The sequence below is a fragment of the Caproicibacter sp. BJN0012 genome (assembly GCF_035986805.1).
Lineage (GTDB): Bacteria > Bacillota > Clostridia > Oscillospirales > Acutalibacteraceae > Caproicibacter.
Window position 1 is genome coordinate 474,326 of sequence record NZ_CP142518.1, and the last position, 26,589, is coordinate 500,914.

Annotated in this window: 25 protein-coding genes; 16 read left to right on the forward strand and 9 right to left on the reverse strand. The window is 51.4% G+C overall.

Going from position 1 to position 26,589, the window contains the following annotated elements; translation table 11 throughout:
* Positions 1-2 precede the first annotated feature (2 nt).
* The 3 genes from VA597_RS02405 (at position 3) to VA597_RS17705 (ending at position 1,298) form a co-directional block, all read left to right on the forward strand.
* Positions 3-314, forward strand: coding sequence for a hypothetical protein (locus VA597_RS02405; protein ID WP_326975046.1), 312 nt, complete (start codon positions 3-5; stop codon positions 312-314).
* 3 nt (positions 315-317) lie between these two features.
* Complete coding sequence (locus tag VA597_RS02410) at positions 318-509, forward strand: XkdX family protein (RefSeq protein ID WP_128741469.1); 192 nt, start codon at positions 318-320, stop codon at positions 507-509.
* Between the two features lie 261 nt (positions 510-770).
* Positions 771-1,298, forward strand: coding sequence for a dTDP-4-dehydrorhamnose 3,5-epimerase family protein (locus tag VA597_RS17705; RefSeq protein WP_442872796.1), 528 nt, complete (start codon positions 771-773; stop codon positions 1,296-1,298).
* A 50-nt stretch (positions 1,299-1,348) separates the two neighbouring features.
* Here VA597_RS17705 and VA597_RS02425 read toward each other — a convergent pair whose 3' ends face one another.
* From VA597_RS02425 to VA597_RS02450, 6 genes are all read right to left on the reverse strand, one after another.
* A complete protein-coding gene (locus VA597_RS02425; RefSeq protein WP_164918927.1) occupies positions 1,349-2,296 on the reverse strand; it encodes a ketopantoate reductase family protein in 948 nt (315 codons plus the stop codon).
* Positions 2,297-2,386: 90 nt separating this feature from the next.
* Complete coding sequence (locus tag VA597_RS02430) at positions 2,387-3,631, reverse strand: glycosyltransferase (protein WP_326975047.1); 1,245 nt, start codon at positions 3,629-3,631, stop codon at positions 2,387-2,389.
* A 188-nt stretch (positions 3,632-3,819) separates the two neighbouring features.
* Positions 3,820-6,216, reverse strand: coding sequence for a heavy metal translocating P-type ATPase (locus VA597_RS02435; protein WP_128741473.1), 2,397 nt, complete (start codon positions 6,214-6,216; stop codon positions 3,820-3,822).
* Between the two features lie 22 nt (positions 6,217-6,238).
* Entirely contained in the window at positions 6,239-6,469 is a 231-nt protein-coding gene (locus VA597_RS02440; protein ID WP_164918929.1) for a heavy-metal-associated domain-containing protein, read from the reverse strand.
* Positions 6,470-6,497: 28 nt separating this feature from the next.
* Complete coding sequence (locus VA597_RS02445) at positions 6,498-6,866, reverse strand: ArsR/SmtB family transcription factor (protein WP_128741475.1); 369 nt, start codon at positions 6,864-6,866, stop codon at positions 6,498-6,500.
* Positions 6,867-7,251: 385 nt separating this feature from the next.
* Positions 7,252-9,153 (reverse strand): sigma 54-interacting transcriptional regulator, encoded by a 1,902-nt coding sequence (locus VA597_RS02450; protein WP_128741476.1) that lies wholly within the window; start codon positions 9,151-9,153, stop codon positions 7,252-7,254.
* Between the two features lie 278 nt (positions 9,154-9,431).
* Between VA597_RS02450 and VA597_RS02455 the strand changes: the two genes are divergently transcribed.
* From VA597_RS02455 to rhaM, 8 genes are all read left to right on the forward strand, one after another.
* Complete coding sequence (locus VA597_RS02455; RefSeq protein ID WP_128741477.1) at positions 9,432-10,442, forward strand: mannonate dehydratase; 1,011 nt, start codon at positions 9,432-9,434, stop codon at positions 10,440-10,442.
* 46 nt (positions 10,443-10,488) lie between these two features.
* Positions 10,489-11,499, forward strand: coding sequence for a tripartite tricarboxylate transporter substrate binding protein (locus VA597_RS02460; RefSeq protein WP_128741478.1), 1,011 nt, complete (start codon positions 10,489-10,491; stop codon positions 11,497-11,499).
* A gap of 15 nt (positions 11,500-11,514) precedes the next feature.
* A complete protein-coding gene (locus VA597_RS02465) occupies positions 11,515-11,967 on the forward strand; it encodes a tripartite tricarboxylate transporter TctB family protein (protein ID WP_128741479.1) in 453 nt (150 codons plus the stop codon).
* Positions 11,968-11,979: 12 nt separating this feature from the next.
* Positions 11,980-13,485 carry a tripartite tricarboxylate transporter permease gene (locus VA597_RS02470; RefSeq protein ID WP_128741480.1) on the forward strand — a complete coding sequence of 502 codons (1,506 nt, stop codon included), beginning with the start codon at positions 11,980-11,982 and terminating at the stop codon, positions 13,483-13,485.
* 94 nt (positions 13,486-13,579) lie between these two features.
* Complete coding sequence (rhaB, locus tag VA597_RS02475) at positions 13,580-15,010, forward strand: rhamnulokinase (RefSeq protein ID WP_128741481.1); 1,431 nt, start codon at positions 13,580-13,582, stop codon at positions 15,008-15,010.
* Positions 15,011-15,013: 3 nt separating this feature from the next.
* A complete protein-coding gene (locus tag VA597_RS02480; protein ID WP_326975048.1) occupies positions 15,014-16,288 on the forward strand; it encodes an L-rhamnose isomerase in 1,275 nt (424 codons plus the stop codon).
* A complete protein-coding gene (gene rhaD / locus VA597_RS02485; protein WP_326975049.1) occupies positions 16,269-17,096 on the forward strand; it encodes a rhamnulose-1-phosphate aldolase in 828 nt (275 codons plus the stop codon). The genes VA597_RS02480 and rhaD overlap by 20 nt, the downstream gene beginning before the upstream one ends.
* A gap of 10 nt (positions 17,097-17,106) precedes the next feature.
* Positions 17,107-17,424: an L-rhamnose mutarotase gene (gene rhaM, locus VA597_RS02490; protein ID WP_326975050.1), complete on the forward strand. Its 318-nt coding sequence runs from the start codon at positions 17,107-17,109 to the stop codon at positions 17,422-17,424.
* Between the two features lie 360 nt (positions 17,425-17,784).
* Here rhaM and VA597_RS02495 read toward each other — a convergent pair whose 3' ends face one another.
* Both VA597_RS02495 and VA597_RS02500 read right to left on the reverse strand, forming a co-directional pair.
* Positions 17,785-18,639, reverse strand: a complete 855-nt coding sequence (locus VA597_RS02495) for a LysR family transcriptional regulator (RefSeq protein WP_164918930.1) — start codon at positions 18,637-18,639, stop codon at positions 17,785-17,787.
* Positions 18,632-19,636 (reverse strand): LysR family transcriptional regulator, encoded by a 1,005-nt coding sequence (locus VA597_RS02500; protein ID WP_442861466.1) that lies wholly within the window; start codon positions 19,634-19,636, stop codon positions 18,632-18,634. Before VA597_RS02500 ends, VA597_RS02495 begins: the two co-directional genes overlap by 8 nt.
* A 287-nt stretch (positions 19,637-19,923) precedes the next feature.
* On the opposite strand from VA597_RS02500, the gene VA597_RS02505 reads away from it, so the two are divergent.
* The 5 genes from VA597_RS02505 to VA597_RS02525 all read left to right on the forward strand — a co-directional run bounded on the left by VA597_RS02505 (position 19,924) and on the right by VA597_RS02525 (position 25,417).
* Positions 19,924-20,952: a Bug family tripartite tricarboxylate transporter substrate binding protein gene (locus VA597_RS02505; RefSeq protein ID WP_164918931.1), complete on the forward strand. Its 1,029-nt coding sequence runs from the start codon at positions 19,924-19,926 to the stop codon at positions 20,950-20,952.
* 24 nt (positions 20,953-20,976) lie between these two features.
* Entirely contained in the window at positions 20,977-21,456 is a 480-nt protein-coding gene (locus VA597_RS02510; RefSeq protein ID WP_326975051.1) for a tripartite tricarboxylate transporter TctB family protein, read from the forward strand.
* A 73-nt stretch (positions 21,457-21,529) separates the two neighbouring features.
* Entirely contained in the window at positions 21,530-23,014 is a 1,485-nt protein-coding gene (locus VA597_RS02515) for a tripartite tricarboxylate transporter permease (RefSeq protein WP_243112592.1), read from the forward strand.
* A gap of 180 nt (positions 23,015-23,194) precedes the next feature.
* The gene (locus VA597_RS02520; RefSeq protein WP_326975052.1) at positions 23,195-24,001 is read left to right on the forward strand and encodes an MBL fold metallo-hydrolase; all 807 of its coding nucleotides are present in this window, start codon (positions 23,195-23,197) and stop codon (positions 23,999-24,001) included.
* Between the two features lie 63 nt (positions 24,002-24,064).
* Entirely contained in the window at positions 24,065-25,417 is a 1,353-nt protein-coding gene (locus VA597_RS02525; RefSeq protein WP_128741490.1) for an enolase C-terminal domain-like protein, read from the forward strand.
* 404 nt (positions 25,418-25,821) lie between these two features.
* Here VA597_RS02525 and VA597_RS02530 read toward each other — a convergent pair whose 3' ends face one another.
* Entirely contained in the window at positions 25,822-26,508 is a 687-nt protein-coding gene (locus VA597_RS02530) for a response regulator transcription factor (protein ID WP_326975053.1), read from the reverse strand.
* Positions 26,509-26,589: the final 81 nt, after the last annotated feature.

The window sequence follows — 26,589 nt, forward strand, 5'->3', positions numbered from 1 at the left end:
CAATGGCTTATCAATCATGGCGGGTTTGGGACGGCACGTCTGCTCTATCCGGGGTTCCACAGGCCACGCCGGAAGCTCTGACAAAGGCGTACAGCCTCGATAGTACAAAGCAGCTTATCATTTACAAGGACGCGGACGGGAATGAGGGCAATGTCAGGGTATACGCCTCGACGGTGTCCACGGAAACCATTCAGGCGGATTTTGACGCGGAAGTGGCAAGGCAGGAAGCCGCAGAAGAAACGGCAAATCAGCTGAAAATTGAAGATCGTGTGGCTGCTTTGGAAACGGCACAGATCGCGGCATTGGGGGTGTAAATCATGAGTGGATACGCTCTGTTTTTCGATGTGCAATACAAGCTTTATCAGTCCGACAACACGAAAGGTGTTTCGAAAGATCAGCTGAAAACAGCGGTAACGAAAAGCTATATTACTAACGACCAATACAAGACGATTACCGGCGAAGATTACAGCGCGGATCATTCAGACATGAAAACCACGGCAGGCGCATAACAGGGGACCGCTCCAAACGGGGCGGCCCTTTATTATGCGCCTGAGTCCGCGTGAATAAAGACCATAGGCATGGAAAAACGGCGGCTGATGTTTGGAATATTTCTTTTGAAATATCCGGACCTCAGCCGCCGTTCGGTTGCAATTTGTCGAATTAAAATAGTATACTTTACAAACAAGGAAAGAAATGGCACTGGCACGCCGCGGAAGTCCCGGCGCGAGGCGGAATTGCCGTGGATCAAAATCACTTTTGGGGGTTGGCGCATAAAAACGGTAATCCTGACCGGCCGCCTGGGGACGCGCATCAGCGAGGAATCCTATCTGAAGCCGAAGCCGATTCTCTGGCATATCATGAAGCTGTATTCTTTTTACGGCTTCAACGACTTTGTGATCTACCTGGGGTACAGGGGGTACATCATCAAGGAGTATTTCGCGGATTATTACCTGCATATGTCGGATGTGACGTTCGATTTCGCAAACGGCGTGTTCGACGTGGCTGTGGACGTGCGCGAGGGCAGCCCCACGTTCGGACGGTATGCCGCCGCGGAGCTGACACCCGAAAACGGGAGGATGCTGCTGGTGCCTCAGGGCTTCGCGCACGGGTATATGACCCTGTGCGGCGACACGGACGTTCTCTATTTTGTCAGCGAGTTCTATGCGCCGGGCAGCGAAAGGGGCTATCGGTTCGACGATCCGGCGTTTTCCATCGCCTGGCCCGCGCGGGGAGGGCCTGGTGCTCTCCGCGAAGGACGTATCGTGGCCGTACCTGCCGTAGATGCGGGTACGGTCTGAAATAAACCTACGGCAGAGCGCTGTTGGGATTGGCGCAGCCCGGCGACGGCTTATATCATGTACCGCGAGAGTTCGTCCCATGCCGGCGTATCTATTCCCGCTCTCCGCTTCAGGCTGCGGAAATCGTCGTAGAGACGCCGCATCTCCGATTTTGCAGCCATGGCATGGTCGCTTGCTGCCAGCCTTCCAACCGGCGTCGCGGCCATCAGCCTCAGCATCAGGCGGCATTTAAGACGATGATTGGTCACGAAATCCTCGTCCTCCTTCGGTTCAACGGGATATCCGCACGCTTCCACGACGCGGTAGCCCTCCTGCACCGCGTCGATCGTCCGGTCCAGGAAATACCGGTTTCCCGCGATTTTCCGAAGATCGCCGCCGGCAGCGTAGCAGGCGAAGCAGATCGGCAGGACAAAGGCGGCGTGGCATTTGAGCCAGGCGTCCATGTTCTCGCTGATCCGGAGCCGATAGGACGTCTTAGCAAAAGCCTGTTCCAGCGTCGGGCGCCATGAATCATCCCCGCCGAGCGAGCCGGCCGTCATGCTGCTTTCGAGCTTAGGGGCAGCGAAATGGATGCTGACCACCCTTCCGTTTTCGCGTCTGCCGCCTGTGCTCTGAAAAGCAAAGATCACCCGCTTGGGCATCCCGCTGCGTTCCTCGATGGTCCGCCGGGTCTCCTCCGCCGTCGCGTTGTTGCCGACGAGAACGAACAATCCACAGCTTTCATTTTCGCACAGCTGCGGCAGAATGCCGTCCAGTTGCTGACGCTGCATCACCACGAACACGATGTCGTAGTCGTCGCCTTTCCCAAGATGGTCCGTCAGCCCTACCTGATCGACGGTGGTATGAAACTGCAGATAGTGCCGGATCACCAGTCCGTTCTTTCCAAGTTCCTCCAGCCGGCTTCCCCTTGCCAGCAGGGTCACATCGTTGCCGCCGCGGTGCAGGACGTGGGCAAGGTAGCTCCCCAGCACGCCGGCTCCGTACACAAGAATTTTCATTTGCATCCTCTCCGCCTTTCACGTTGGAGTGTCCTTCCGTATGGAGATACGGTCATCCTGATCCTGTTTATCCGACGATTTCCTTTTGCATTATACCGCAAAACGGGTCATATATGCTTCAATGACGTCGCAGGCGTTTTCGCATCCGTCTTCCTGAGCAAGCCGCCGCGCAATCCGCGCCGCGTTTTGCCGCAGCCGCGCGTCTTCGAGAAGCTCCAGCGCCCGCGTGAACCGTTTGGCGGTCAGTCCCTTTCGCGCGAGGGGCCTCGGGCCCGCTCCGGCCCGGTATACGCGGTTGCCCCAGAACTGCTGGTCCCCCCCGAAATAGACAACCAGCGTGGGTCTGCCCGCCCGAAGGCCCGCGGCGGTAGTCCCGGCTCCGCCGTGATGCACCACCGCCTTCACACGCGGAAACAGCCAGCCGTGCGGCACGGCGTCCACGCCGTACACATTCGGCGGAAGCCCCGCCGCGTCAAATTTTCGCCAGCCCGAGGAAAGGACGGCCCGCTGCCCGGTGCTTTTCAGGCTTTCCAGCACGATATCCTGCAACTCCGCGAAGGACCCGCCGACCATGCTCCCGAAGCCGATGTAAATCGGCGGGTCCCCGTTTTCCAGGAAGCGGAGCAGCCCTTTTTCCACTGGCGCGGCCGCCCGTTCCTCTAAAAACCAGAAACCGGTGAGATGCAGATGCTCTCCCCATTCCTTCGGCCTGGGCGCAAGGACTTCGCTGTAGGCGCAAAGCGTCTCGACGGGCCTGCCGGACAGCGTGCGGTAGGAACGGCCCGCCCATTTGGAGAGCCCCAGCCCGGCCCGCCAGCCGTTCAGTTCCTGATTGGTAAAGATGGAAAAACCAACGCCTGATAAGTCATAGGTCAGTCTGTTATACCATCTTCCGAGCGGCAGCGCGGGCATACCGGGCATGGGATTGTCGCCCGTCCGGTCCGCGGGCCAGAAATTCACCCGCATGCAGGGAATTTTCAGGCTTTCGGCGGCGTGATAGGCAAGGCTCCCCAAAAAAGTGTAGAGGATGAGGTCTGCGCCTCTGCACGCGTCGTAGACATCGTCGAGAATTTCCCGCTTATTCCGATTCAGCAGCGCGGTGAGGCCATTCATGTAGGCTATGCCCGATACGCCGTCGCCGATCAGCAGCTTCATCATCCGATCTTCATCCCCGCGGATAGGGAAAAAAGAAAAGCCGAGTTTTTCCACGTCCTCCCGAAACCGCGGAAAAGCCGCGACCCCGAGATGGTGTCCCCGCCTGCAAAGCGCTTGCCCCAACGCAAGGAATGGCTGTATATCTCCCCGCGATCCGATGGTTATCATCGCAATGTCCATCTGTTCCCACCCTCCTGTCAAAAACGTCAGAGCGTGTGGCTGCCGCAATATAATCGCCAGCCCGGCCTCCCGGCACGTGTTCAAGATTTTCAAAAAACCGCCCGCCCGGACGCGGGCGCGGCACCCCTGTCTACGCCCCATGCGAAAACAGCCGCCGGACTGGCAGAACACCAATCCAGCGGTTGTTTTCATATCGTTTTATACCCGTTCTGTTTCGTGACCGGCCCGCTTACGGCTTTACGCGGGATCCGCAGCGCCCGTGTGGCGTTTAAAATCGCGATTACCGCAACTCCCACGTCGCCGAAAACGGCCGCCCACATGGTCGCGATCCCAAGCGCGCCGAGCACCAGGATCACGGCCTTGACCCCGAGCGCGAAAATGATGTTCTCCCAGACGATGCGGTGTGTTTTCCGCGCGATTTGAATCGCCTCAGGCAATTTTGAGGGTTCGTCGGTCATCAGGACGACGTCCGCCGCCTCAATGGCGGCGTCGGAACCCATTCCTCCCATGGCGATGCCGATGTCCGCCATGGCGAGGACGGGAGCGTCGTTGATGCCGTCGCCGACGAAAGCAAGCTTTTTGCCGGACGCTTTTCCCCGTTTGATTTCTTCGAGCTTTTCTACCTTCTGCTGGGGCAGAAGATCCGCATATGCCTCGTCCAGCCCGACCTCTTCAGCGACCTGTTCTCCGACCGATTTGCTGTCGCCCGTCAGCATAACCAGGCGCTTTACGCCGGCAGCCCGGAGCTGCTCCGCCGCGCGGCGGCTGTCTTCCTTGATTTCGTCCGCAATCAGGATATACCCGGCATAAACGCCGTCGATCGCAATGTGGGCCACTGTTCCGGGTTCGCGGGGCTCGCTGCACGAAATCCCCTCGGCATCCATCAGCTTTCTGTTTCCCGCCAGAACCGTTTTGCCGTCAATCGTTACGCGAATGCCCTGGCCGGGAATCTCCGCAGCTTCCGCGATTCTCTTCCGGTCGATTTCCCTGCCGTAAGCCTGCCGGATGGAAAGCGCGATGGGATGGTTGGAATCCGCTTCGGCGTGAGCCGCCACATCAAGCAGGGTCTCCCGGCTGACGGCGCCGGCGCTCTCTATCTTGGAGACCTGAAAAACGCCCTTCGTCAGAGTGCCGGTCTTATCGAATACAAACGTGTCGACGTTGTATAGAGCCTCGAGATAATTGCTGCCCTTGATCAGGATGCCGTTTTTGGAAGCGCCGCCGATCCCGCCGAAAAAGCTCAGAGGGATCGAAATCACCAGCGCGCAGGGGCAGGAGACTACGAGGAAAACCAGAGCGCGGCCGATCCAGCCGGTAAAAGGACCGTGCAGGACAAGGGGAGGAATGATCGCCAGCGCAAGAGCCGCAAAGACTACCGCGGGGGTGTAGACCCTTGCGAACTTCGTAATGAAGTTTTCCGTCACGGCTTTTTTGCTGCTCGCGTTCTGTACCAGGTCGAGGATCTTTGCAATCGTGGAATCGGAATATTCCCTGGACACCTCGATGGTCAGAGCCCCGCTTTGATTAATGGAGCCGGACAGCACCGTGCTGCCGGGTTCCACGTCCCTCGGCAGGGATTCCCCAGTGAGCGCGGAGGTATCCAATGAGGAACATCCGTCGGCAACCGTGCCGTCGATCGGCACCTTTTCTCCCGGCCTGACAAGTATGCGATCACCGACGCCCACTTCCTCCGGAGCTACCCTGCGTACCTGCCCGCCGTCGATCAGATTGGCGTAATCGGGACGGATGTCCATCAGGGAGGCAATGGACTTTCTGGACCGGCTGACCGCGAGACGCTGGAACAATTCCCCGACCTGATAGAACAGCATGACGGCGACGCCCTCGGCGAATTCCCCGATCGCGAAAGCTCCGATCGTCGCCACGCTCATGAGAAAATTCTCGTCGAAAATCTGGCCCTTGGAAATATTCCTTACCGAGCGCAGCAACACCTCTCCGCCCACAAGAAGGTAGCTTGTAAGAAAAAGAGAAAAGTTCAGCCAAAACGGTTCTTTCACCAGAATGGCGATCCCGTAAAAGACTGCCCCCGCAACCAGCAGGGCGCGATAGACCCGTTCTTTTTTTCCGTCGGAAGCAATCTCGTCGGGCTTCGCTTCACTGTAGGCGATCTCCGCGTCGGGTTCCACGCGCCTTGCGATTTCCGCAGCCTGCCGGATGATGCCCGGCAGTTCTCTCCGATCGTCCGCTTCAATGGTGAGCCGCCCCGTTACGAAATCCATGGAAGCGGCATGGACTCCGTCCATCCGCCTTACTCCGTCCTCAATTTTCTGCGCACAGTCCGCGCAGCACAGTCCGCTCAGAAAGATTACCTTTTGCCCGGGGACCCGCGGCGCTTTTTCACGGACGACAGTGTCCGAGTCATGTCTTTTGATGATCGAGCCCGCCTGTTCCAGCACGCCTTCCACGAATTCCTCCTGTGCGATCTCGATGGACAAAGTCTCGTTTACGAAATCGACCGACGCGGCGCTCACGCCCGGAAGTTTACCGATGTCGCGTTCAATTTTGGAGGCGCAATTGGCACAGCACAGCCCTTGCAGGATAAATTCTTTTTTGATTGCCGCATCCATTTCATCACGCTTCCTTTCAGATTCAGGCGACGCCATTTTTTATCACAACATCCGGATCGTTCGTCTCCACGATCTTTTTGATCTCCTCGAACAGGCTGTCGGCTGTGGCATCCGGTTTAAAATCAATTGAAAGAATTGTGGTCTCGGGATCGACGGCCGCCTTTTGCACTCCGCCAAGCTGATTGATGCCTTTTTCGATTTTTGCCGCGCATTTCTCGCAGCAAAGGCCTTCCAGAAGATACTGTTTTGACATAAACACACGCATCCTTTCCCGTTTCGATCTACTTTTCGGTTACGTGGGATAATCCTTCCCGGAAAATGTGCATGACATGGTCGTCGTCGAGCGAATAATAGACGACCTTGCCGTCGCGGCGGTATTTGACAAGCCTCGCCTGCTTCAAAACCCTGAGCTGATGCGAAATGGCGGACTTGGTCATACCCAGAAGCGCCGATATGTCGCATACGCACATTTCAGCCGACGACAGGGCGCACAACACTCTTACGCGGGTGGAATCCCCGAATATCTTAAACAGATCCGCCAGATCATAGAGGTTTTCCTCGTCCGGCATTTCCGCGCGTACCCGGTTTACCACGTCCTCATGGATGATGGTGCAGTCGCAGCGGTCATCTTCCGCCCTATACTCGCTCATGGTTACCCTCCTGATAAAGGATTGATGGAACAGTTGATTTACTGTTCAACTATATTATATGACGCATACCGAAAATGTCAACAAAAACAGGCATAAAAATTATAAAATTAGAATTGCGGAGGATCCTTAGGAGTTCCCGAACCATAAGGTAAGTGCCGGAGCAAATGCTGACCCTTGACCGCTCGGATTTTTAAAAGGGAGAGATCCATTGGATCACGGCATCTTCCGCTTTTTTCAGAAGGGGCCCCTGAGAGATCGAAAGCCATTTTTATCCGGAGGGAATGAAATGGCGCCGCCGATCGCAGCCCAGATTTTAAGCTGGGGACTGCCGGGCGTGATCGGCGGTCTCGGATTTGTAAAATTTGCGACGGGTATCATCACGGGATTATATCAGGCCATATTGCTTCATTTTTCTCCATAAGGTTGAACGGCTGATATGGAGTTCGGACGCGACCTTGTTTCTGTTTCCCCTGTTTTTCTCTAAAAGCTGGGAGATGATGCACGCTTCCGCATTCTGGTAATGGGTCGGCTGAACAGGAGGGCAGTGGTAAACAACAGTCGGGAATGTTTGTTTCAGCTGGCTTTTTACATAGTCTTCGCCGATAATTTTGTAGGTTGAATATAAAACAAGCCTTTCGCAGAAAGCTGAAAGCTGAGGAAGATTCCCCGGCCAGGGAAAATCCTGCAGCACTTTTTCCGCTCCATGAGAAAGCGTGTTGAGCCTGGAATACTGGGAGGCAAACTGATGGATATAGAGAGACGCATAAACAAGAATATCTTCTTTGCGCAGCCTTAAAGCGGGGATATGAAGGGCAAAGCTGCACAGCAGATAGTAAAGGTCAGGGCTGAAGCGGCCGGCCTCCGTTTCGACCTGCAAATCGTTTTGGGAAGTCATAATAATCCTCAGGTCGTATGTGAAACTCTTTTTTAATCCTTCGTGCAAAATATTTTTCGTCCTTATGAAATGATAGAGAAACTCCTGATTTTCCAGGGACATGCGTTCAATGTTCTGGAGAAGCAGGGTCCCTTTGTCGGCCTGGACGAAAGGGCTGGAAGAAATATCGTTATGGTTGGAGCCCTGCAGAAAACCGAGAAGCAATTGCCTTTGGCTTTCATCCTTGTAACAACTGCAATCAATGCTGACGAATGGCCCCTGCTTGCGTTCGCTTTCCAGGTGGATGCATTCCGCGAGGGCCTCTTTTTCTGTGCCGATTTCTCCATACAGAAGCAGTGGGGACTCGGACGCCGCCAAAAGGCGGCATCTGTGAATCAGTTCCTTCATGGCTTTCGAGACGGCGGGAAGGTCGGAAAAGGTGGTTTTAGCCACCAGCCTGCTCTGATGCATGTCTCTTGCAACCAAGGAGCCGGTATTGACGACGGTTTTAACTGCCTGTATGGAAAGGATAGCGCCTTTTACCATATAGTCCACAACAATCGGAATTAAATTGCAGATTTGATCGGAATCGTTTATTTTTAAGAATACAGAGTGGAGAGAACGTCCATCGGATAAGACCTGTTTTAGCAGTTCCGAATTGATATTGGGAATTACGTTGCATACAAATTCCTTTAAAATTTGGTTGCGGGGAAGGTGAATGGTATTTTCCGCGATTCGGTTTAAATTTGTAATATAGCCGTCTGCATCCATTTTGATAATTCCATTAACGGAGTAGTCCAATAAAGTGGACAACTCCGCCTGGTCCCTTTTTTTCATTTCCAAAGCGGAAGAAACCTGTTCAGCGACACGCAGCGCCTCCAAAATGGAATCTTTGGATCCGGAAATATTGATGCTTGGCATATTTACGGACTCAGCGTAATGGCATACCGCCTGTCCGCCGATGACAATATCAAATCGATTGGTTTTGACGTAGTCGACAAATCTTGGTACTTCCTGCGGGTCGGTAATATAGAACGGCTGGATCGTGGCGTGGAACAATTCGGCCAGGGTATCCACATTGGGAAAAAGGCTTCTCGAACCGATAATCGCAATACGGACGCTGAGTTTTTGAATCATATTTTGTGCTTTTTTGATCAGAGATGCCATTTCCTGGCCGGTCATTCGTATGGAAACGACGGGGATATCTGTGGCGCTCTGCACATATTGGGCTTCCATGCCGCGGGCTATAATCAAATCGTATTGTCCCGGAAGCAGGGAACGGACTTTTCGTATGATCTCTTCCTTGCCGCTGTTCGTACAGATTTCCATATGAAACGTATTCGATTCTTTCGCGATCGTTTCGGCAATATCCGTAATATCCTGATTGGGTGAAAATAAGAGATAGCGGTTCAAAACAATAACCTCCCGTCTTGGGAATGGTATGGGAATACCGTCCGCATTCCGGATTTTATCTGACCAAGATCCATTATAAACATTAAAACGTCGGCAGTCAATAAAACAAATAAAACAGTATTTCAAGACAAATGTATTGATAAACAGCGATAACAGGATTATTTATAAAAAAGAAATGGAATGTTGTCGTTTCTGAACATTGTATCTAAGCCGTTGAATTGTTAAAATCATATTAATCAAGGCGCCTGAGATCAGAAAGCAGTACCGAAGGAGGTACTATGAAAAAAGGAACTCACATTAAAGTACAGCACATTGTCTGGTCCGATGCTTCGGATGACGAATTGTTGTTTTTGAAACAGCTGGGCCTGAAATACGTCTATGCATATTTTAAGGACGAACACTGCAATTATAATGATATGATGCGCTTTCAGGAACGGCTGAGCAGCTATGGACTTTCTATCACAGATGCAGGCAATCTGTCAATTTATAAATGTCCTTCTATTCATCTTGGCCTGCCAGACCGTGACGAATGTATCGACCGTTATATCGAGTTCACCCGCAATCTGGGCAAGCTTGGGATTCGAGTCGGCTACATGAGCTGGGATCCTGACAAAATTTTTACAAGCCGGTATGCCGTCGGAAAGTATTCCAGAGGATGTGTAACCAGAATCGTTGATGAAAAGGATATCCCGAAGACTGTAAACCTGTTTGGAAGAGTCTACACAGAAGAAGATATCTGGGACAACTGCGCCTATTTTCTGAAGCGTGTCCTGCCGGAACTGGAGAAAGCGGACGTTCGTCTGGCTTTTCACCCAAATGATCCGCCGATCCCGTCCATAAACGGAGTACATAACCTTTTGTGGAGGTCGCAGGAATACCGCAGATTGTTTGAACTTGCGGAAAACAGCCCTTATATCGGCATGAAACTGTGTACCGGCTGCTGGCTGGAAACCGGAGCTCAATTCGGAAATCTTCTGCAGGATCTGAGGGAATTTGTAAGTCAGGGAAAAGTGTTTGTCGTCCATTTCAGAAACGTCAGCGGAACACTGCCGTACTTTGAAGAGACGATGATCGAAGACGGATATACCGATCTGCGCCCGGTTATGGAAGAACTGGTGAAGCTGGATTATACAGGAACCGTTTCCATCGATCATCCCCTCAGTTTTGTCCCATCCTGCGGAGGAGAAAAATCCGGAGTTGCTTATATGCTGGGGTATTTGAAATCCATGCTCTCCAGCGCCCAGAAAGAAGTCAACGGGCCAATGGAGAAGAATAAAGCAAATCAGTAAATTTGCCCTACAAAAATATTCAAAGATTTTGGAGGAGGAAACAGCAATGAATAAAAAGATCCTTTCTTTTGTAGCAGCGGCGGCTGTTGCAATAGGTGCTATGACAGGCTGCTCGGGAAACGGAGCCGCGTCCACCGGAACTTCGTCCGCGGCCAAAGCGGGCTCGGCGTGGCCGGCCAAACCGGTGTCGATCTATGTACCGGCAAAAGCCGGTGCCGGCACGGACATGCACGCGAGAATCTTGGCACAGTACATTCAGAAAAAGACCGGAAAATCGGTAACGATCGTCAATCAGCCGGACGGCAGCGGCACGGTCGCATTTGAAAGCGTGAGGAACGCAAAACCGGACGGAAACACTTTGCTGTTTTATCACAGCAACCTTGTGGCCGCCTATTGGACGGGAACCTACGACCATACCTATGAAGATTTTACCAACGTCTGCATTACCACGGATAACGGAAGCCAAGCTTTCGTTGCGGCTCCTGACGCGCCGTATAAGGATTTGAAAGAGCTGGTCGAGTATGCCCAAAAGAATCCCGGCGGGGTTAAAACCGGCGTGCAGCTGGGCGGCGGCAGCCATATCACCATGGCGACCTTTGAAAACGAGGCGGGAATTTCCCTCAAGCTGGTGGAGGCCGGATCCAATGCGGACAAGCTGACTGCGATGGCAGGCAAGCAGCTCGATTTCACCGTTCAGGATCTGCTGACCGCAATACAGTACGAAAAAGCCGGGAAAATGAAGATCCTTGCGGTCGGAACCAAAGACGAGAATTATCCTCAATATAAAACCTGCGAGGAAGAAGGATATCCAGAAATCGGCCAGCGGACCTATTATATGCTCCATGGGCCGAAAGGGATGGATCAGTCCGTCGTCGACGCAATCAACGATTATGTGAAATCTTTTGCGGAAGACCCTGAAAGCCAAAAAGCAACGGAGAAAATAGGCGGCACGCTTCATTACGGAAATCAGGAAGAGACCAAGGCATGGCTGAAATCCGAATCGGAACGGTATGACAAAGCCACCGCCGCGATCGGCACAAACACGAGACATAAATAAGGGATTGGTTAAGTTATGACGAAAAATAAGGTCACCGGTCTTTCCTGTGCTGCAGCTGGAATCATTCTGACGATATTGTCCATGCAGTTCAGCAGTAAAATACAGCTGAATGAACCGGGCCCCAGTCTGTTCCCCTTAATCGGCAGCGTCGGCTTGATCGTATGCGGAGCCGGCATCTTTTTGGAGAAACAGAAGGACAGCCAGCCTTTCTTAAACAGGGAAGGCTGGATCCGGGTCGGTTCCCTGTTCGGCGTGATGCTCCTCTATGTGGTTTTAATCAAGCTGTTGGGCTTTATGGTTCCTATGCCCTTGTTCCTGTTTGTAATGATTATGATTCTGGCTAAAAGAGAAAAACGGCCAAAGGCCTATATGGCCGCCGTTGTTTCCGTTCTGGTCAGCGCGGCAATCTACTATGTATTTACCCAATTGCTCAAGGTTGAACTGCCGGCCGGCAGTTTGTTTCAATAGGAGGTTCTGGCGATGGAATATATCTTATCTTCGTTCGTGTTTTTGATGCAGCCGGTAAACCTTTTGACAATCCTGCTGGCCGCGGTCGCGGGAATGATTCTGGGGGCAATCCCCGGTTTATCCGGGGGCCTGGGCATTACCCTGATGCTTCCCGTCACTTTTGCCATGGAACCGAAGCTGGCGATTGCGATGCTGACCAGCATTTGGATCGGAGGAGTTACAGGCAGCTTTATCGCCGCGGTCCTGGTCGGGATTCCCGGTTCTGGCTCTTCCATTCCGACCTGCTTTGACGGGTACCCGATGACGAAAAACGGGCAGGCGGTCAAAGCATTGGGAATCGGCATTATCGCGTCGTTCATGGGAACCTTTTTTTCGACGCTGATCGCGGTCTGGCTGACTCAGATGATTGCAAACCTCGCCCTGAAAATGGGCCCGTGGGAATATTTTTCCCTCTGCTTCTTCGCGATCATGCTCGTGGTATCTCTTTCAAAGGGCAATATGTTCCGCGGTCTGGCTTCCGCTTTTATCGGAATACTTTTGGCGTGCGTGGGCACTTCCCCGCTGGACGGAAGCTTCCGTTTTACCTTTGGTTCCAGCAATCTGATCGGCGGGCTCAGCCTGGTCGGCGTCATGATGGGGCTGTTTGCGGTGGAGCAAGTGGTTGTGGCGCACGGCAAAGGGCAAAAGGACATGCCGGAGGTGGACCTGAAGCACATCAGGGGGCTTGGGGTGTCCTTGCAGGAAATGAAAGAGCATGTCAAAACCATTGTCCGCGGTTTCCTGATCGGGCTTTGGATCGGGTTCCTGCCGGGTATGGGATCCTCGCTTGCGGCTATGGTATCCTACGGAGCGGCCAAGAGCGCCTCCAAAACGCCGGAGAAATTCGGCACCGGCTACTCTGACGGCGTGTGGGCTTCCGAGGTTGCGAATAACGCGGGAATCGGCGGAGCGATCATTCCTCTGATTGCCCTGGGCATTCCGGGGGACGGGACCGCCGCCCTGCTGCTGGCGGCTCTGATGATCCAGGGGCTGTCGCCCGGGCCGCTGCTTTTGACGTCCAATCCGGACATCGCCTATATCATCTTTGCGGCAACTCTGCTGGCCGCCGTCCTGTGTCTGTTTGTCCAGTTCGGCACGATCCGGTTGTTTCCAAGGCTGCTGAAGCTGCCGTACCATTACCTGTTTTCCGTCATTCTGACGATGTGCTTCATCGGAGCGTATACGGATTCAAACAACGTCTTCAATATTTACATTATGGTCGCACTGGCGCTGTTAGGAATTTTGGCCGAATGGGGCGGCCTTCCAAGCGCGCCCATGCTGCTTGGGTTTATTTTGGAGCCCATGGTGGAGCAGAATTTCAGAAAGGCGGTCACTTACTCGGACCACGGCGGTTACGCTGAATTTTTTACCCGCCCGGCAAGCTGTTTGATCCTGGTTCTTACCTTTGTAAGCCTTTTGTGGCCGGTTGTCAAGGCGTATTTTCAGAAAAAGCGGCTTTCCAAGGAAGCCAAAGCCTAAAGGGCTTTAAATATTGAAAAACCCGGAAGGCGGTATGGTTACCATCACCGCCTTCCTCGCCGTATTGCGATGAAGCTCCGAAAGGGGAAATTCTTTGAAAAAGTACTATTTGGCCGTTGACATCGGCGCTTCCAGCGGCAGGCATGTGCTTGCATGCCTGGACCACGGAAAATTCCGGCTGGAGGAAATCTACCGGTTTCCCAACAGCCTTAAAAATCAGGACGGGGCCTTTTGCTGGGATCTGGGACTTTTGTATCGGGAAATTTTAAACGGGTTGAAAAGGTGCCGGGAGACCGGGAAAATTCCTTCCTCCATGGGGATCGACACATGGGCGGTGGACTTTGTGCTGCTGGACCGCGGCGGAAATATTCTCGGACAAAGCGTGAGCTACCGGGACGACAGAACGAAAGGCATGGATCAGATCGTCGACCGAAAAATATCCCCGGAAGAGCTGTATGAGAGGACCGGAATACAAAAGCAGCTTTTCAACACCATTTATCAGTTGATGTCGATCCGGGAAAAGCATCCCGAGCAAATGGAAAGCGCGAAAAATTTCCTGATGATTCCGGATTACTTCAATTTTCTGCTCACCGGCGTGAAGCTGGCGGAATATACCAACGCTACCACGACCCAACTGGTCAATGTTGCGACAAAAACGTGGGACAGCGATCTGATTCGTTTGCTTGGGTACAAGCCGTCTCTGTTCCCGCCGGTTTCTCTGCCGGGAACAACAGTCGGCCTTCTTTCACGGCAAGTGCGGGAAGAAGTAGGCTTCGACCTGAAGGTGGTTCAGGTCGCATCGCATGATACTGCTTCCGCAATTGTGGCGGTGCCGGCAAAGGAGAAAAGCTTTCTTTATCTCAGCTCCGGCACGTGGTCGCTCGTCGGGATTGAAAATCGGGAACCCTTATGTACCGGCGAAAGCAGGGAAGCGAATCTGACGAATGAAGGAGGCTACGCGGATCGCTTTTTGTTGCTGAAAAATGTGATGGGCCTTTGGATGATTCAATCGATCAGACGCGAATGGGACGGCCAAATTTCCTTTTCCCGGATCTGTGAGGAGGCGGAAAAGGAAAAAGATTTTCCCTCAAGGATTGATGTCAACGACGGACGTTTTTTTGCTCCGGAAAGCATGATCTCCCAAATTCGCGAATGCTGCAGGGAAACAGGGCAGCGGGTTCCGCAAACGATAGGGGAAATAGCGTCGGTCATCTATAACAGCCTTGCCGAAAACTATGAGGAAGCGGTCTCCGCGCTTGAAAGGGCTGCCGGAGAAAAATATCATTCCATTTATATTGTGGGCGGCGGTTCTCAGGACCATTACTTGAACCAGCTTACGTCAGACGGATCCGGTCTGGCCGTTTATGCCGGTCCGACGGAAGCCACCGCGATCGGCAATATTATTGTGCAGATGATAAAAGAGAGAGAGCTCTCCGGTCTGGAACAGGCGAGGGAGATCGTATCCCGTTCCTTTCCCGTTCAGCCGTTCAGGCCGCGATCAAAGATCAGAGAAGGGAAACTGTGACAGATGGAAGAGAGATATCAGTCCGCGAAAAGAAGCTATGCGGAAATAGGTGTTGATACCGACGCCGCGATGGAAACGCTGAAAAAAATACAGATCAGTCTGCATTGCTGGCAGGGAGACGATGTTCAGGGGTTCGACCAAAAGCGCCCGCTTTCCGGAGGCATTCAGGCAACCGGAAATTATCCCGGAAAAGCGGAGACCCCTCTAGAGCTGATGCAGGATATGGATAAGGCGCTTAGCCTGATTCCAGGCCGGCATAAAATCAATCTGCACGCAAGCTATGCAATTTTTGAAGAAGGGGAATTTGCCGACCGGGATCAGCTTCAACCAAGACATTTCAGAAAATGGGTGGAATATGCGAAGAAACGGAACCTGGGCCTGGACTTCAATCCGACCTTTTTTTCTCACCCGATGGCGGATTCCGGAATGACCCTTTCGAATCCGGACGAAGCGGTCAGGAATTTCTGGATCCGCCATGGCCAGGCGTGCATCCGAATTTCCCAGTACTTTGCCGAAGAGCTCGGCCAGCCCTGTGTAATGAATATCTGGATTCCGGACGGCCTCAAAAACATACCGGCGGATCGAACGTCGCCGAGAGCGAGATTTAAGGATTCTCTGGACCAGATTCTTTCCATCAAGTATGATCGTTCCAAAGTGCCGGTCTGCCTGGAGTCGAAAGTCTTTGGAATCGGGCTGGAATCTTATACCGTCGGTTCCAGCGAGTTTGCCATCAACTACGCGGCCCGCAACAGCATCGTTTGCCTCATGGACAACGGGCATTATCATCCGACGGAAAGCGTATCGGATAAGATTTCATCCATGCTGCTGTTTCATGACAAAATTGCACTTCATATCACAAGGCCGGTTCGCTGGGACAGTGACCATGTGGTGCTGTTCGACGATGAAACCAGGGAAATTGCAGAAGAGATTGTCCGAAACGATGCGGTCGGGCGCGTGTTTCTGTCACTGGATTTCTTCGATGCCAGCATCAACCGGATCGCGGCGTGGGCTGTGGGAATGAGAAGCCTGCAGAAAGCGCTGCTTTACGCTCTGCTGAGCCCGAATCAATTGTTCGCCGAGCTGCAGAAAGCCGGACAGTTTACCAAACTGATGATGTGTCAGGAAAGGCTGAAAACCCTCCCGATGGGAGATGTCTGGAATTTTTTCTGCAGGAACAGCGGCGTCTGCACAGAGGACGCACTCCCTGCGGAAATAGAACGATATGAAAAAGAAGTGCTGTTGAAAAGGGGGATGCATCATGAAAGTATTGGACGCTGATTTTGCCAAGGGCTTTATCCATTTATGTGAATCCGGATTTAAACGGGGATGGCATGAGAGAAACGGCGGCAACTTATCGTACCGGATAAAGCCGGACGAGGTGGAACGAATTAGTGAAGAGCTGAATGAAAAAGGTCCCTTTTTGCCGATCGGAACGAAAGTGCAGGAACTGGCCGGAGAATATTTTATGGTGACAGGTTCAGGAAAGTATTTCGGTAATGTTCCGCTGGAACCTGAAAACAATATTGCAATCATTCAGATCGATCAAAGCGGGGAAAACTGTCAAATCAAATGGGGCCTTTGCAACGGGGGCGTGCCGACCAGCGAGCTGCCTTCCCACTTGATGAATCATAACGTGAAAAAGCGCGTGACGGATGGTTCCTACCGTGTTATTTACCATTGCCATGCGACGAATATTATCGCTTTGACCTTTGTGCTTCCGCTGAAAGATGAGATATTCACAAGAGAACTTTGGGAGGCTGCAACAGAATGTCCGGTAGTTTTTCCATCCGGGGTCGGCGTCGTAAAATGGATGATTCCGGGCGGAAGGGAAATTGCTTTGGAAACTTCAAAGCGAATGGAAGAATATGATGTTGTCATTTGGGCGCATCATGGACTCTTTTGCTCCGGAGAAGATTTCGACCAGGCCTTCGGGCTTGCCGACACGGTGGAAAAGGCCGCAGAGATCCTGGTGAAAACTCTCTCCATGGTTTCTCAAAAAAGGCAGACGATCCAGCCGGAGGGTTTTAGGCAGCTGGCAAGAGCGTTTCAAGTTGACCTTCCCGAAAAATTTTTATACGAGAAATAGGAGCGGTCAGATGAAGAAAATTCAAGCATTCACGATGAAACTTTATCCCGGCATGACGGAGGAATATAAAAAGCGGCATCAAGAGATCTGGCCCGATATGGTACGGATGATTCATGAATACGGAGGGAGCAACTACAGCATTTTTTTCGATGAAGCCACAGATACGCTCTTTGCCTGCATTGAATTGACTGACGAGGCAAAGTGGAAAGAATCGTCTCAAACGGCGATCTGTAAAAAATGGTGGGAATTTATGGCCGATCTTATGGAAACAAACCCGGATAACAGCCCCGTTTCCTCTCCGCTGAATTTGATGTTTCATTTGGCCTGAATGCATAACCGGCAGGATGTAAATTTTATTACGGAATCGGACGGTCTGGAGTGAGGAAGATTCCAATACCCGAATCTGATCCGCCTGGGGAGCCTGTTACAGGGATCAAAGGCATTTCGTTATCCATGAAAGCAAGGTAGCCAAACAGAATATTGATTTGCGGCACAGGAAAAAGGAAATTTCCTGTGCCGCTTTTTGTGTCCTATGAAAATATCCCGGCTATAACGAGATATTACAGTTTGAAGACAAAGTATCAAGGAAGAGGGCACTGCCTTTTCAGCGGACCTGCTCCCTGAGAATCTTAACGTTTATTGCACTTTATGATAAAAATAGCAACGCGTGGTCCGCCTTTGAAGAAATCTACAAAAAGACGCTGTTTAACAATTCCAGCATCTTTTGTCCCGGAGGGGACAGTTCCTTTTTGCTGATGCACGCTGCTACAATATTATAAGAATATTTCTTTTCCCAGGATGCGATGGCGATTCCGGGCTCCGCTTCAAACAGGCTTTTGGAAATCACTGCCGCACAGGACTCCTGCCGCACAAGGTCCAAAGCAGTTTCCGGCTCATCGATATAAAAAATAACAGGACGTTCCACGGAGTTTATTGTTAACGCGTTTATGCAAAAATCATGCATGATTGTTTCTGGAGTTGGCAAAAGCAGCGGCAGGTCTTTCAACTCTTTATTGGCCGGGAGGATCAGCACCAGCTCTTCGTTTTTTAAAATTTTGTAATCAATCTCCGGGGATGAAGAAACTCGTGCAGGGAAAACCGCGATGTCAAGTTTATGATTCAAGATCAGTTTTTCAGCTGCCTCTGTCGTATGGGTTTGAACGTTCAAAACAACATCGGGAAAGAGCTTGTGAAACTCAGGCACTGCCTCCTCGTAAAATTTATATTTGATGCTGTCACATAAGCCGCATAAGCTGATATGAACGGGCGCATATGGCATATGATTCGAATTTTGCAGAAGATCCATGGCGTCACTTTTTAACTTCATGATAATATGAGCGCCGTTTATATATAGCTTGCCCGCATCTGTAAGCTCCATTTCTCCATGCCGGTATTCAAAAAGCGGAGGAAGGCCATCAATTTTCAATTTTGCCAGCTGCTGGCTGAGCGCCGACTGGGTCAGATACAATTTGTCCGCTGCGCGCGTGAGGCTTTTTTCTTCGGCGATTGCAAGAACATATTCAATTTGTCTGGAATCAAACAAATTCATCCCTCCCCGACTTTTCCCACTTTTCAATATATGACTGGATTTCATCACTTAAACGGAGAGTCGCAGGTGCCAGAGTTTCAATTTCCAGATGTGCCACTAAGTAAATAAAATACTGTATTGATTCTGTTATTTCAAAATCATTTCGAAGATAAATGCCATTTACGAAACTGCAGGGAGGATCGTTGGAAAAGTATGACATCCCTTCGTTGGCAAGACAGACATTCCGAGGCAGAAGAGTGACGCCGTTTATCGTTCGTGCCATATTGCGGGCCAGAATGCTGTTGCTTGTCTGATAGATGGTGATCGGCACAAAGCCGGCTTGAGACGACAGTTTGTGGATCAGATAAGAACTGAAAGTGTTGGGATTAAATCCTATAAAAGGGACATCCCTGAAGCGTGAAAGGGAAACGCGCATGCATGCATCCTGCCCGTCACGGACTCCGCCCTCAGCCAACGGGTGATTGGAAGAAATCGCGATCAGGCGTTCTTCTTCAATAATCGGCAGGAATCTCAGATTCTGGTCAATGGACTCCGTGCTGTCGCTTACTCCCAGGCAGATATCGATTTCACCATTCCGCAGCATTTTCAGCAGATCCATAAAATACCCTTCCTGATAGTCGATTGATACATTGGGATACCGGTGGTAAAATCCTGGATATGCCCGGCTGAATAAAATAGAGCCGGCGTGAGGCGTTGAGCCAAAAGTAAAATGTTCGGACCGCGCAGAATTTTGCGTCAGAATCATTTGATAGGTACGGTGTTTGACCTGGACGATCTGCCTCGCGTAACTCACATAGATTTGCCCTGCCGGTGTCAGAACCAAATTTCTGCCGCGATAAAACAGGGCTTTCCCAATCTGCCGCTCTATATTTGCGAGGCATTTGCTTAGGGCGGGCTGGGAAATATTTAGAATCTGCGAAGCTCTCTTCATGGACTGACAGTCTGCAATCGCCGTAATACATTCCAGTTGCCGGATGTTCACATGAATCACTTCCCCATAACCTATAACTTATGCTAATATAGTATATAACAATTTGTACATTGCGAAATATACTTTATTACATTATACTAAATAATAGTCCATAATTAATGAAAATAAATTTTACTAATTGGTTTAAATATACCAATTATTCAAGCGGCTGGTACGACAGGGTCAAACTTGAAGCATGATTATTTCTAATAATACAGGCAAAATTGCTGTAAGAAACAGGGAACAGTTATGTCAAAAAGCGGAGTTTTTCCGCTGGTAAATAAATCTCTAAAAGGGGAATGAGTTTTATGAAAAAAACAATCGCACTGGTTTTGACGGCAGCGATCCTTACCGCTTCCGTATTTTCCGGCTGCAGCGGAAGCGGCTCTTCCGCAAATTCCGGGACCAAAAGCGTCGGTTCTACCGGTACTGCGGCAGTCGACTGGCCGAAAAAATCTGTTTCTCTGACGGTCCCTGCATCCGCGGGCGGCGGCACAGACGTCCAGGTGCGGCTCCTCGCCACCGCCTGGAACAAAAGCATTTCAAATCCGAGCGTCGTTACCAACTACGACAGCATCGCCGTTGGAATACAGACTGTTTCCGATGCGAAAAATGACGGCTATACACTTCTGACGACACATTCCGGCTTTTTCTGCAATTACATCACCGGCACGCTGGACGTGAACCCGCTCACGGATCTGACTACGATTGCCTGCATGAATGATATGGGTACCCAATGCCTGATTGCGAGCACAAAAGCGCCGTATAATACCTTTACTGAAATGGTCGAGTATTCGAAGAGCCATCAGGTGACTGCGGCTGTTTCCACCAATGGTGCTTCGCAGTTCATGATGGATCTGGTTCAGCAGGAAACAGGTGCAAAATTCAACTATAAGGAATCCGGCACGGAAACCGAAAAGCTCACAAACCTTGCGGGCGGTTTTATCGATGTCGGCGTCTGCACGCTGGATCACGCGATTTCCTATGAAAAGGCAGGGAAAGTCAAGGTCCTGGGCAGCTTCTGTGCGGATGGAAAACACGTGGACGAATCCTTGGGAAACAGTTTTAAGTCTTTTCAGGATATGGGCTATAAGAATATTTTCTGGGGAACTTACATGCTGGTGATGGGACCTAAGGATATGGATCCGAATCTCGTCGAGGCGATCAACGCTTCTCTCAAGGGCGTTGTCAATGACAGCGATTATAAAACCGGTATTGAAAAACAGGGTGGCACCGTTCAGTGGATGAGTGTCAAAGACAGTCAGGCAGAAGTTAAAAAAGAATTTGAAACCATTGTAAAGCTGGCAAAAGCGAGCAATTGTTACGTACAGGGTTAATTTAAAAAATCAGAGGTAAATAGAATGACACTGAAGAAAGATCAAATTGCCGGGACCATTTTTATTTTATTTGCCGTTGTCCTTTTTCTGAACACCGGCAGCATCCGGGTGGTCGCAAACATGGATGAGCCGGGCGCTCGCGCCTTCCCGTACTTTGTGGAAGGGCTGCTGGTTGTGTGCTCTCTGGGTATCATGTTCGGCAAGACCAGGAAGGAGAAAGAATCGGAAAAAAACAGGGAGCCGTTTTTGGACAGGGTCGGCTGGATCCGCCTTGGAATGGCCATAGGGGTGATGCTCCTTTACGCTGTGGCGCTTCAGATCATCGGATTTATCGTTGCGACTCCTCTTCTGACCATCGGCTTCATTTATACCCTGCGCAGCGGCCGGAAGGTCTCCCTTGCCACATCGATTCTGATTGCCGTGCTTACCACAGTGGTAGTTTACTTTGGATTCACCAAGGGGTTCAATATCCCGCTGCCAGAAGGAATACTGTTCAGCCTTTAGATTTCGCCGTTAACAGTATCCTGAGGAATTACTTTAACAAAGAAACTTTTATGATACGAGGAGGTATCATGGATTGTCAATCATTATTTCTTCTTTGTTGATCTGCCTGCAGCCCGCCAACTTTGCGATGATTGTAGTTTGTGCCGTTGCGGGCATTATCTTCGGGGCCATTCCGGGCCTGTCCGGCGGGCTTGGCATCACATTGCTGCTGCCGCTGACATTTGCGCTCAACACCAATATTTCATTCTGTATGCTGCTGGGCATGTACGTCGGAGGTGTTTCAGGCTCTTTTGTGGCTGCCGTGATGCTGGGCATCCCGGGTTCTAACTCTTCCATCGCGACCTGCTTCGACGGTTATCCCATGAGTCAGAAGGGTGAAACCGCCAAGGCGCTTGCGATCGGCATTATAGGATCGTTCATAGGAACTTTCTTTTCGGTCCTGATTGCCATCGGATTAAGTCCCGTGATTGCAGATCTCGCGCTGAAATTGGGAGCGTGGGAATATTTCAGCCTTTGCTTTTGCGCGATCACTCTTGTGGCGGCTTTGTCCAAGGGAAACCTGTTCAAGGGATTGATCGGCGCTACCGTCGGCCTGATTCTCGGGATTGTCGGCACCGATCCGGTAACAGGGCAAATCCGCTGGACCTTCGGCATGACCGGTTTGTCCGGCGGCGTGGATATCATCGCAGTCATGCTGGGCGTATACGCCCTGCAGCAGATTGCGGTCGACTTTGCAAAGGGAAGCCAGAGCCTGCCCGACGTGGGCAAAATGAATTTAAAAGGCCTTGGTCTAACGAAGGACGACCTGAGGCCCGGTGTCATGATCAAGTCCTTCCTCATCGGCCTTTGGATCGGTTTCCTTCCCGGAATGGGTTCCGGCCTTTCCAATATGGTCGCCTACAGCCAGGCAAAAACCAGCAGCAAATATCCTGAAAAATTCGGGACGGGGATTCCGGATGGCATCTGGGCTTCGGAAGTTGCAAACAATGCCTCGATCGGCGGCGCGCTGATTCCGATGATAGCGCTCGGAATTCCGGGCGACGGTGCCACGGCGCTTCTGCTGAGCGCGCTGATCCTTCACGGCCTGCAGCCAGGCCCGCTGATGATGCAGTCTTCGCCGGGAGTCACTTATATGATTTTTATGGCGTGTCTGGTCGCGGCAATTATTGTACTGCTGTTGGAGCTTGTGTTTAAACGGTGGTTCCCGCTGCTGCTGAAGGTTCCCTATCATTACCTGTACAGCGTCATTATCGTCATGTGCTATGTAGGCGCGTTCACCCAGACCAATACCATGTTCAATGTTTATATGATGGTGGCCTGCGCCATTCTCGGAATCGGCCTCATGATTGCCGAGATTCCGATGAGCCCGCTGATTCTCGCCTTTATTCTCGGTCCAAACGTGGAAAACTACTTCCGCAAGGGAATGAGCTACGGCGGAAACAGCATTGCGCCGTTTTTCACCAGGCCGGTTTCCTTAATCTTCTTATTGATCGCGTTCCTTGTAATGCTGAGTCCCTACATCAAGGATTTCAGATCCAGAAGAAAACAGGCGGCATGACAAGCGCTTTTCCTGAAAACCCTACATAATTATATTTCAATTTCATTATCTGGGTCCCATAAGACGGCTCTGCCGGACCACCGGAGTCCGACAGAGCTTTTATCGTTAAAACATTTTTCTGATGGAGGGCTATCGATTATGTTATCACCATTATCAGTTACATTATCACCGGAAGAATATATGCGAGGCTGCTGTGACCGGCCATGGGAATGGGCGATTCGCCCTTTCCGGGTGACGCCGCACGTTTACTACGTGAGCGGGAACACCTGGGTCGGCTGTTACCTGTTTGACACCGGAGACGGCTTGATCCTGCTGGATACCGCCATGCAGCCCAGCCTATACATGCTGTTGAGTTCCATTGATGCCTTAGGCTATCATCCCAAGGACATTAAGACCATCCTGCTCAGCCATGCGCATTATGACCATTGCGGCGGGGCCAAAGGAATGCAGGAACTGACCGGTGCTAAAACATATCTCGGGGAGCGCGACCTTGAATTTATGGAGCATCCGGAACTGATCTACCCTGACAGATATCCGTATAACCGCTTCAACGTTGACGAACTGTACCGCGACGATAAGCCCATTCAGCAGGGAAGGTTCACCATTCATACATTGTCCACGCCCGGACACACCCCGGGATGCACCAGCTTCTTTTTTGAAGATACAGACGAAAGGACCAACAGGACCTATCGCTGTGCCATGCACGGCGGCGTTGGGCTGAATACGCTGGCCGACGACTATTTTATCACCACAGGCCAACCGGTCACGCTGCGCAGGGAATATCGGGAAAGCATGATCAAATGCAGCAGATATCAGGTGGATATTGCGATCGGTTCCCACCCCAATCAAACGAATATGCTGGAGCATTTAAAGAAGAACAGCGGCTGCGAATATCCGCAGTACGACCAGGACGCATGGATGAAAATGATCCGTTTCCGCCTTTCCCAGCTCACTGGCATTGAGTCTGAGTCAAAGCTTGAATTCTAAGAAGGCTGCCGGTAGTCCCAACATAAAAATGCGTATATGCCATTTTATTTTCAGGAGGAAATCATGAATAAATTCAATACTCCAATTGTAACAAAGATGCAGGTGATTCCAGTCGCAGGATATGACAGCATGCTGATGACGCTGAGCGGCGCTCACGCATCCTGCTTTACACGGAATCTCGTGCTTTTACAGGACAATACCGGTCATACCGGAATTGGTGAGATTCATGGCGGAGACTATACCTGCAGCGCGCTTCGCGGTGTCGCGGAGCTGGTGGAAGGGCAGCCGGTTGTAAAATACCGGTCCGTTCTGGACAAAATTCATAAAGCAGCTTCCCGGTCCGGGGAGGATGACGGAGAAGGAATCCAAAGCCTTGATATCAGCAAACTGAAATTTGTCGTTAAAGCGGAATGGGCCATCGAGTGTGCCCTGCTCGATCTGCTGGGACAGTATCTGGGAGTTCCCATGTGTGAGCTTCTTGGAAACGGCAGGCAAAGAGATCAGGTTGAAACCCTGGGTTATTTATTTTATGTCGAAGATAAGGATAAAGCACCCCGGATGAACTATCTGGATGAAAGCCAGAGTAAAGACCCTTGGTTTCGTCTGCGCCGAAAGAAGATGATGACTCCGGAGAGGATCGCTCTGCAGGCGGACACGCTGCACGGCAAATACGGTTTTCAGAATTTTAAGCTGAAAGGCGGCGTGCTTCCCGGCGATCAGGAAATGGAAGCGGTGCGCGCGGTAAAAAAAGAGTTTCCGCAGGGCCGCGTAAACATCGATCCGAATGGGGCCTGGAGTCTGAAGGAGGCTGTGGAATACTGCCGGGATATGCATGGGATACTGACTTACGTGGAAGATCCCTGCGGCCCCGAGCAGGGATTCAGCGGGCGTGAAATTCTGAGCGAGTTCAAAAATGCAACCCATTTCCCGGTTGCGACTAATATGATCGCTACGGATTGGAGGCAATTTTATCATGCGGCGACACTGAAAAGTGTCGACATCGTATTGGCGGATCCTCATTTTTGGGGATTCGGCGGAAGCGTGCGCATGGCGCAGATTCTTCAGGAATGGGGCCTCACCTGGGGAATCCACTCCAACAATCATTTTGACATCACTTTGGCTGCCTACGCGCACGTGGCGGCGGCCGTACCCGGTAAGCCCGCTCCGATCGACACGCACTGGATCTGGCAGGACGGTCAAAACTTACTTAAAGATACGCCCAAGATTCGGAACGGGTTCCTTGAAGTCCCTGAAGGGCCGGGCCTTGGGGTAACGTTGGATACTGAGCGGGTTGAACAGGCGAACAAGCTTTACAATACTCTTTCAAGCCACGACCGGGATGATTCCGTAGCAATGCAGTATTTGATCCCGGGCTGGAAATTCGATTCCAAAAAGCCTGCGCTGGTCCGTCCGTAAGCGACACGGACAAAACCGAAAAGAACCAGGGGTTCTCTTCGGCCAATCAGATAACGGTATGAAGATTTTGGGCAAAGCCGATTAGTGCAGCCGCCAGCGTATAATTGATCGCGACCTCCGGCAGGGATAACGGCCATCGCCGGTTACATGAACGCCGGTCGGGCTGCCACTGGAATATCCGCCAGCGGGATGTTTGAACTCCAGCCTTGAATCGGGCCGCAATGCCTGTCCGGCTTTTAAGAGAGTCTTATGTCATGCATAACCTGTAAGTAAATCGCGTTTTTTCTGTCTGCTTACAGGTCGTTCCTTCTTTCAGCGCGTGGTTTTGATTCCTAACCGCCCGTATCGCCTGTGGCGATACGGGCGGTTTCATCTGCTGTTCGAAACGGGGCAGAAATCCTTGCTTAGACTGAAAACTGATACCCCAGTCCGCGTACGGTTTTCAAAAATACGGGCTTGTCGGGATTATCCTCGATCTTCATGCGCAGATGCCGGATATGTACCATGATGGTGTTGTCGTCCACGACCCGGTTCCCCCAGACATGATTATAGATCTGCTCTTTTGTAAGGATGCGGTTGAGGTTGCTCAGAAAATATTTCATCATCATGTTTTCCCGGCCCGAGAGCACGATTTCCGTCCCGTTTTTCATCAGGCGCATCTCGTCGCACAGGTATTGGAACGGACCGGCTTCGAGAACACCCTGCAGCCGTCTGCCGTCGATGCGGGACCGCCGGAGGCAGGCCTTGACCTTTGCGGTCAGGACGGGGGGGCTGAACGGTTTGGTGATATAGTCGTCCGCGCCGATTTCCAGCCCGAAGACCTTGTCGCAGTCTTCCTTTTTGCCGCTCAGTATGATCACCGGCGTCGTAATGCCGTGCGAACGTATTTCGCGCAGGGCCGAAAATCCGTCCATGCCGTCCATCATCACGTCGAGGAGAATCAGGTCGAATGTCTGCTTCCGCAGCATCGTCAGGGTATCCGAACCATTTGCGGCCTGAAAGGAGATCATTCCTTCGCTTTCCAATATTCTGGAGATTAATCTGCGGACGGCCTCTTCATCGTCGGCGATTAAAATTTTGAAATATTCCAATGCATACCACTCCTAATTTACATGATAGCATAAAAACCCCAACCTTAATATCTTTTAAGATAAATATTGGAAAAGTTTAAG

Excerpts from the sequence above, each read along its gene's own strand:
- VA597_RS02405 (WP_326975046.1), top strand. The coding sequence starts at position 3 with ATGGCTTATCAATCATGGCGGGTTTGGGACGGCACGTCTGCTCTATCC.
- VA597_RS02410 (WP_128741469.1), top strand. The coding sequence starts at position 318 with ATGAGTGGATACGCTCTGTTTTTCGATGTGCAATACAAGCTTTATCAG.
- VA597_RS02425 (WP_164918927.1), bottom strand. The coding sequence starts at position 2,296 with ATGAAAATTCTTGTGTACGGAGCCGGCGTGCTGGGGAGCTACCTTGCC.
- VA597_RS02430 (WP_326975047.1), bottom strand. The coding sequence starts at position 3,631 with ATGGACATTGCGATGATAACCATCGGATCGCGGGGAGATATACAGCCA.
- VA597_RS02435 (WP_128741473.1), bottom strand. The coding sequence starts at position 6,216 with ATGGATGCGGCAATCAAAAAAGAATTTATCCTGCAAGGGCTGTGCTGT.
- VA597_RS02440 (WP_164918929.1), bottom strand. The coding sequence starts at position 6,469 with ATGTCAAAACAGTATCTTCTGGAAGGCCTTTGCTGCGAGAAATGCGCG.
- VA597_RS02445 (WP_128741475.1), bottom strand. The coding sequence starts at position 6,866 with ATGAGCGAGTATAGGGCGGAAGATGACCGCTGCGACTGCACCATCATC.
- VA597_RS02455 (WP_128741477.1), top strand. The coding sequence starts at position 9,432 with ATGAAAAAAGGAACTCACATTAAAGTACAGCACATTGTCTGGTCCGAT.
- VA597_RS02460 (WP_128741478.1), top strand. The coding sequence starts at position 10,489 with ATGAATAAAAAGATCCTTTCTTTTGTAGCAGCGGCGGCTGTTGCAATA.
- VA597_RS02465 (WP_128741479.1), top strand. The coding sequence starts at position 11,515 with ATGACGAAAAATAAGGTCACCGGTCTTTCCTGTGCTGCAGCTGGAATC.
- VA597_RS02470 (WP_128741480.1), top strand. The coding sequence starts at position 11,980 with ATGGAATATATCTTATCTTCGTTCGTGTTTTTGATGCAGCCGGTAAAC.
- VA597_RS02480 (WP_326975048.1), top strand. The coding sequence starts at position 15,014 with ATGGAAGAGAGATATCAGTCCGCGAAAAGAAGCTATGCGGAAATAGGT.
- rhaD (WP_326975049.1), top strand. The coding sequence starts at position 16,269 with ATGAAAGTATTGGACGCTGATTTTGCCAAGGGCTTTATCCATTTATGT.
- rhaM (WP_326975050.1), top strand. The coding sequence starts at position 17,107 with ATGAAGAAAATTCAAGCATTCACGATGAAACTTTATCCCGGCATGACG.
- VA597_RS02505 (WP_164918931.1), top strand. The coding sequence starts at position 19,924 with ATGAAAAAAACAATCGCACTGGTTTTGACGGCAGCGATCCTTACCGCT.
- VA597_RS02510 (WP_326975051.1), top strand. The coding sequence starts at position 20,977 with ATGACACTGAAGAAAGATCAAATTGCCGGGACCATTTTTATTTTATTT.
- VA597_RS02520 (WP_326975052.1), top strand. The coding sequence starts at position 23,195 with ATGCGAGGCTGCTGTGACCGGCCATGGGAATGGGCGATTCGCCCTTTC.
- VA597_RS02525 (WP_128741490.1), top strand. The coding sequence starts at position 24,065 with ATGAATAAATTCAATACTCCAATTGTAACAAAGATGCAGGTGATTCCA.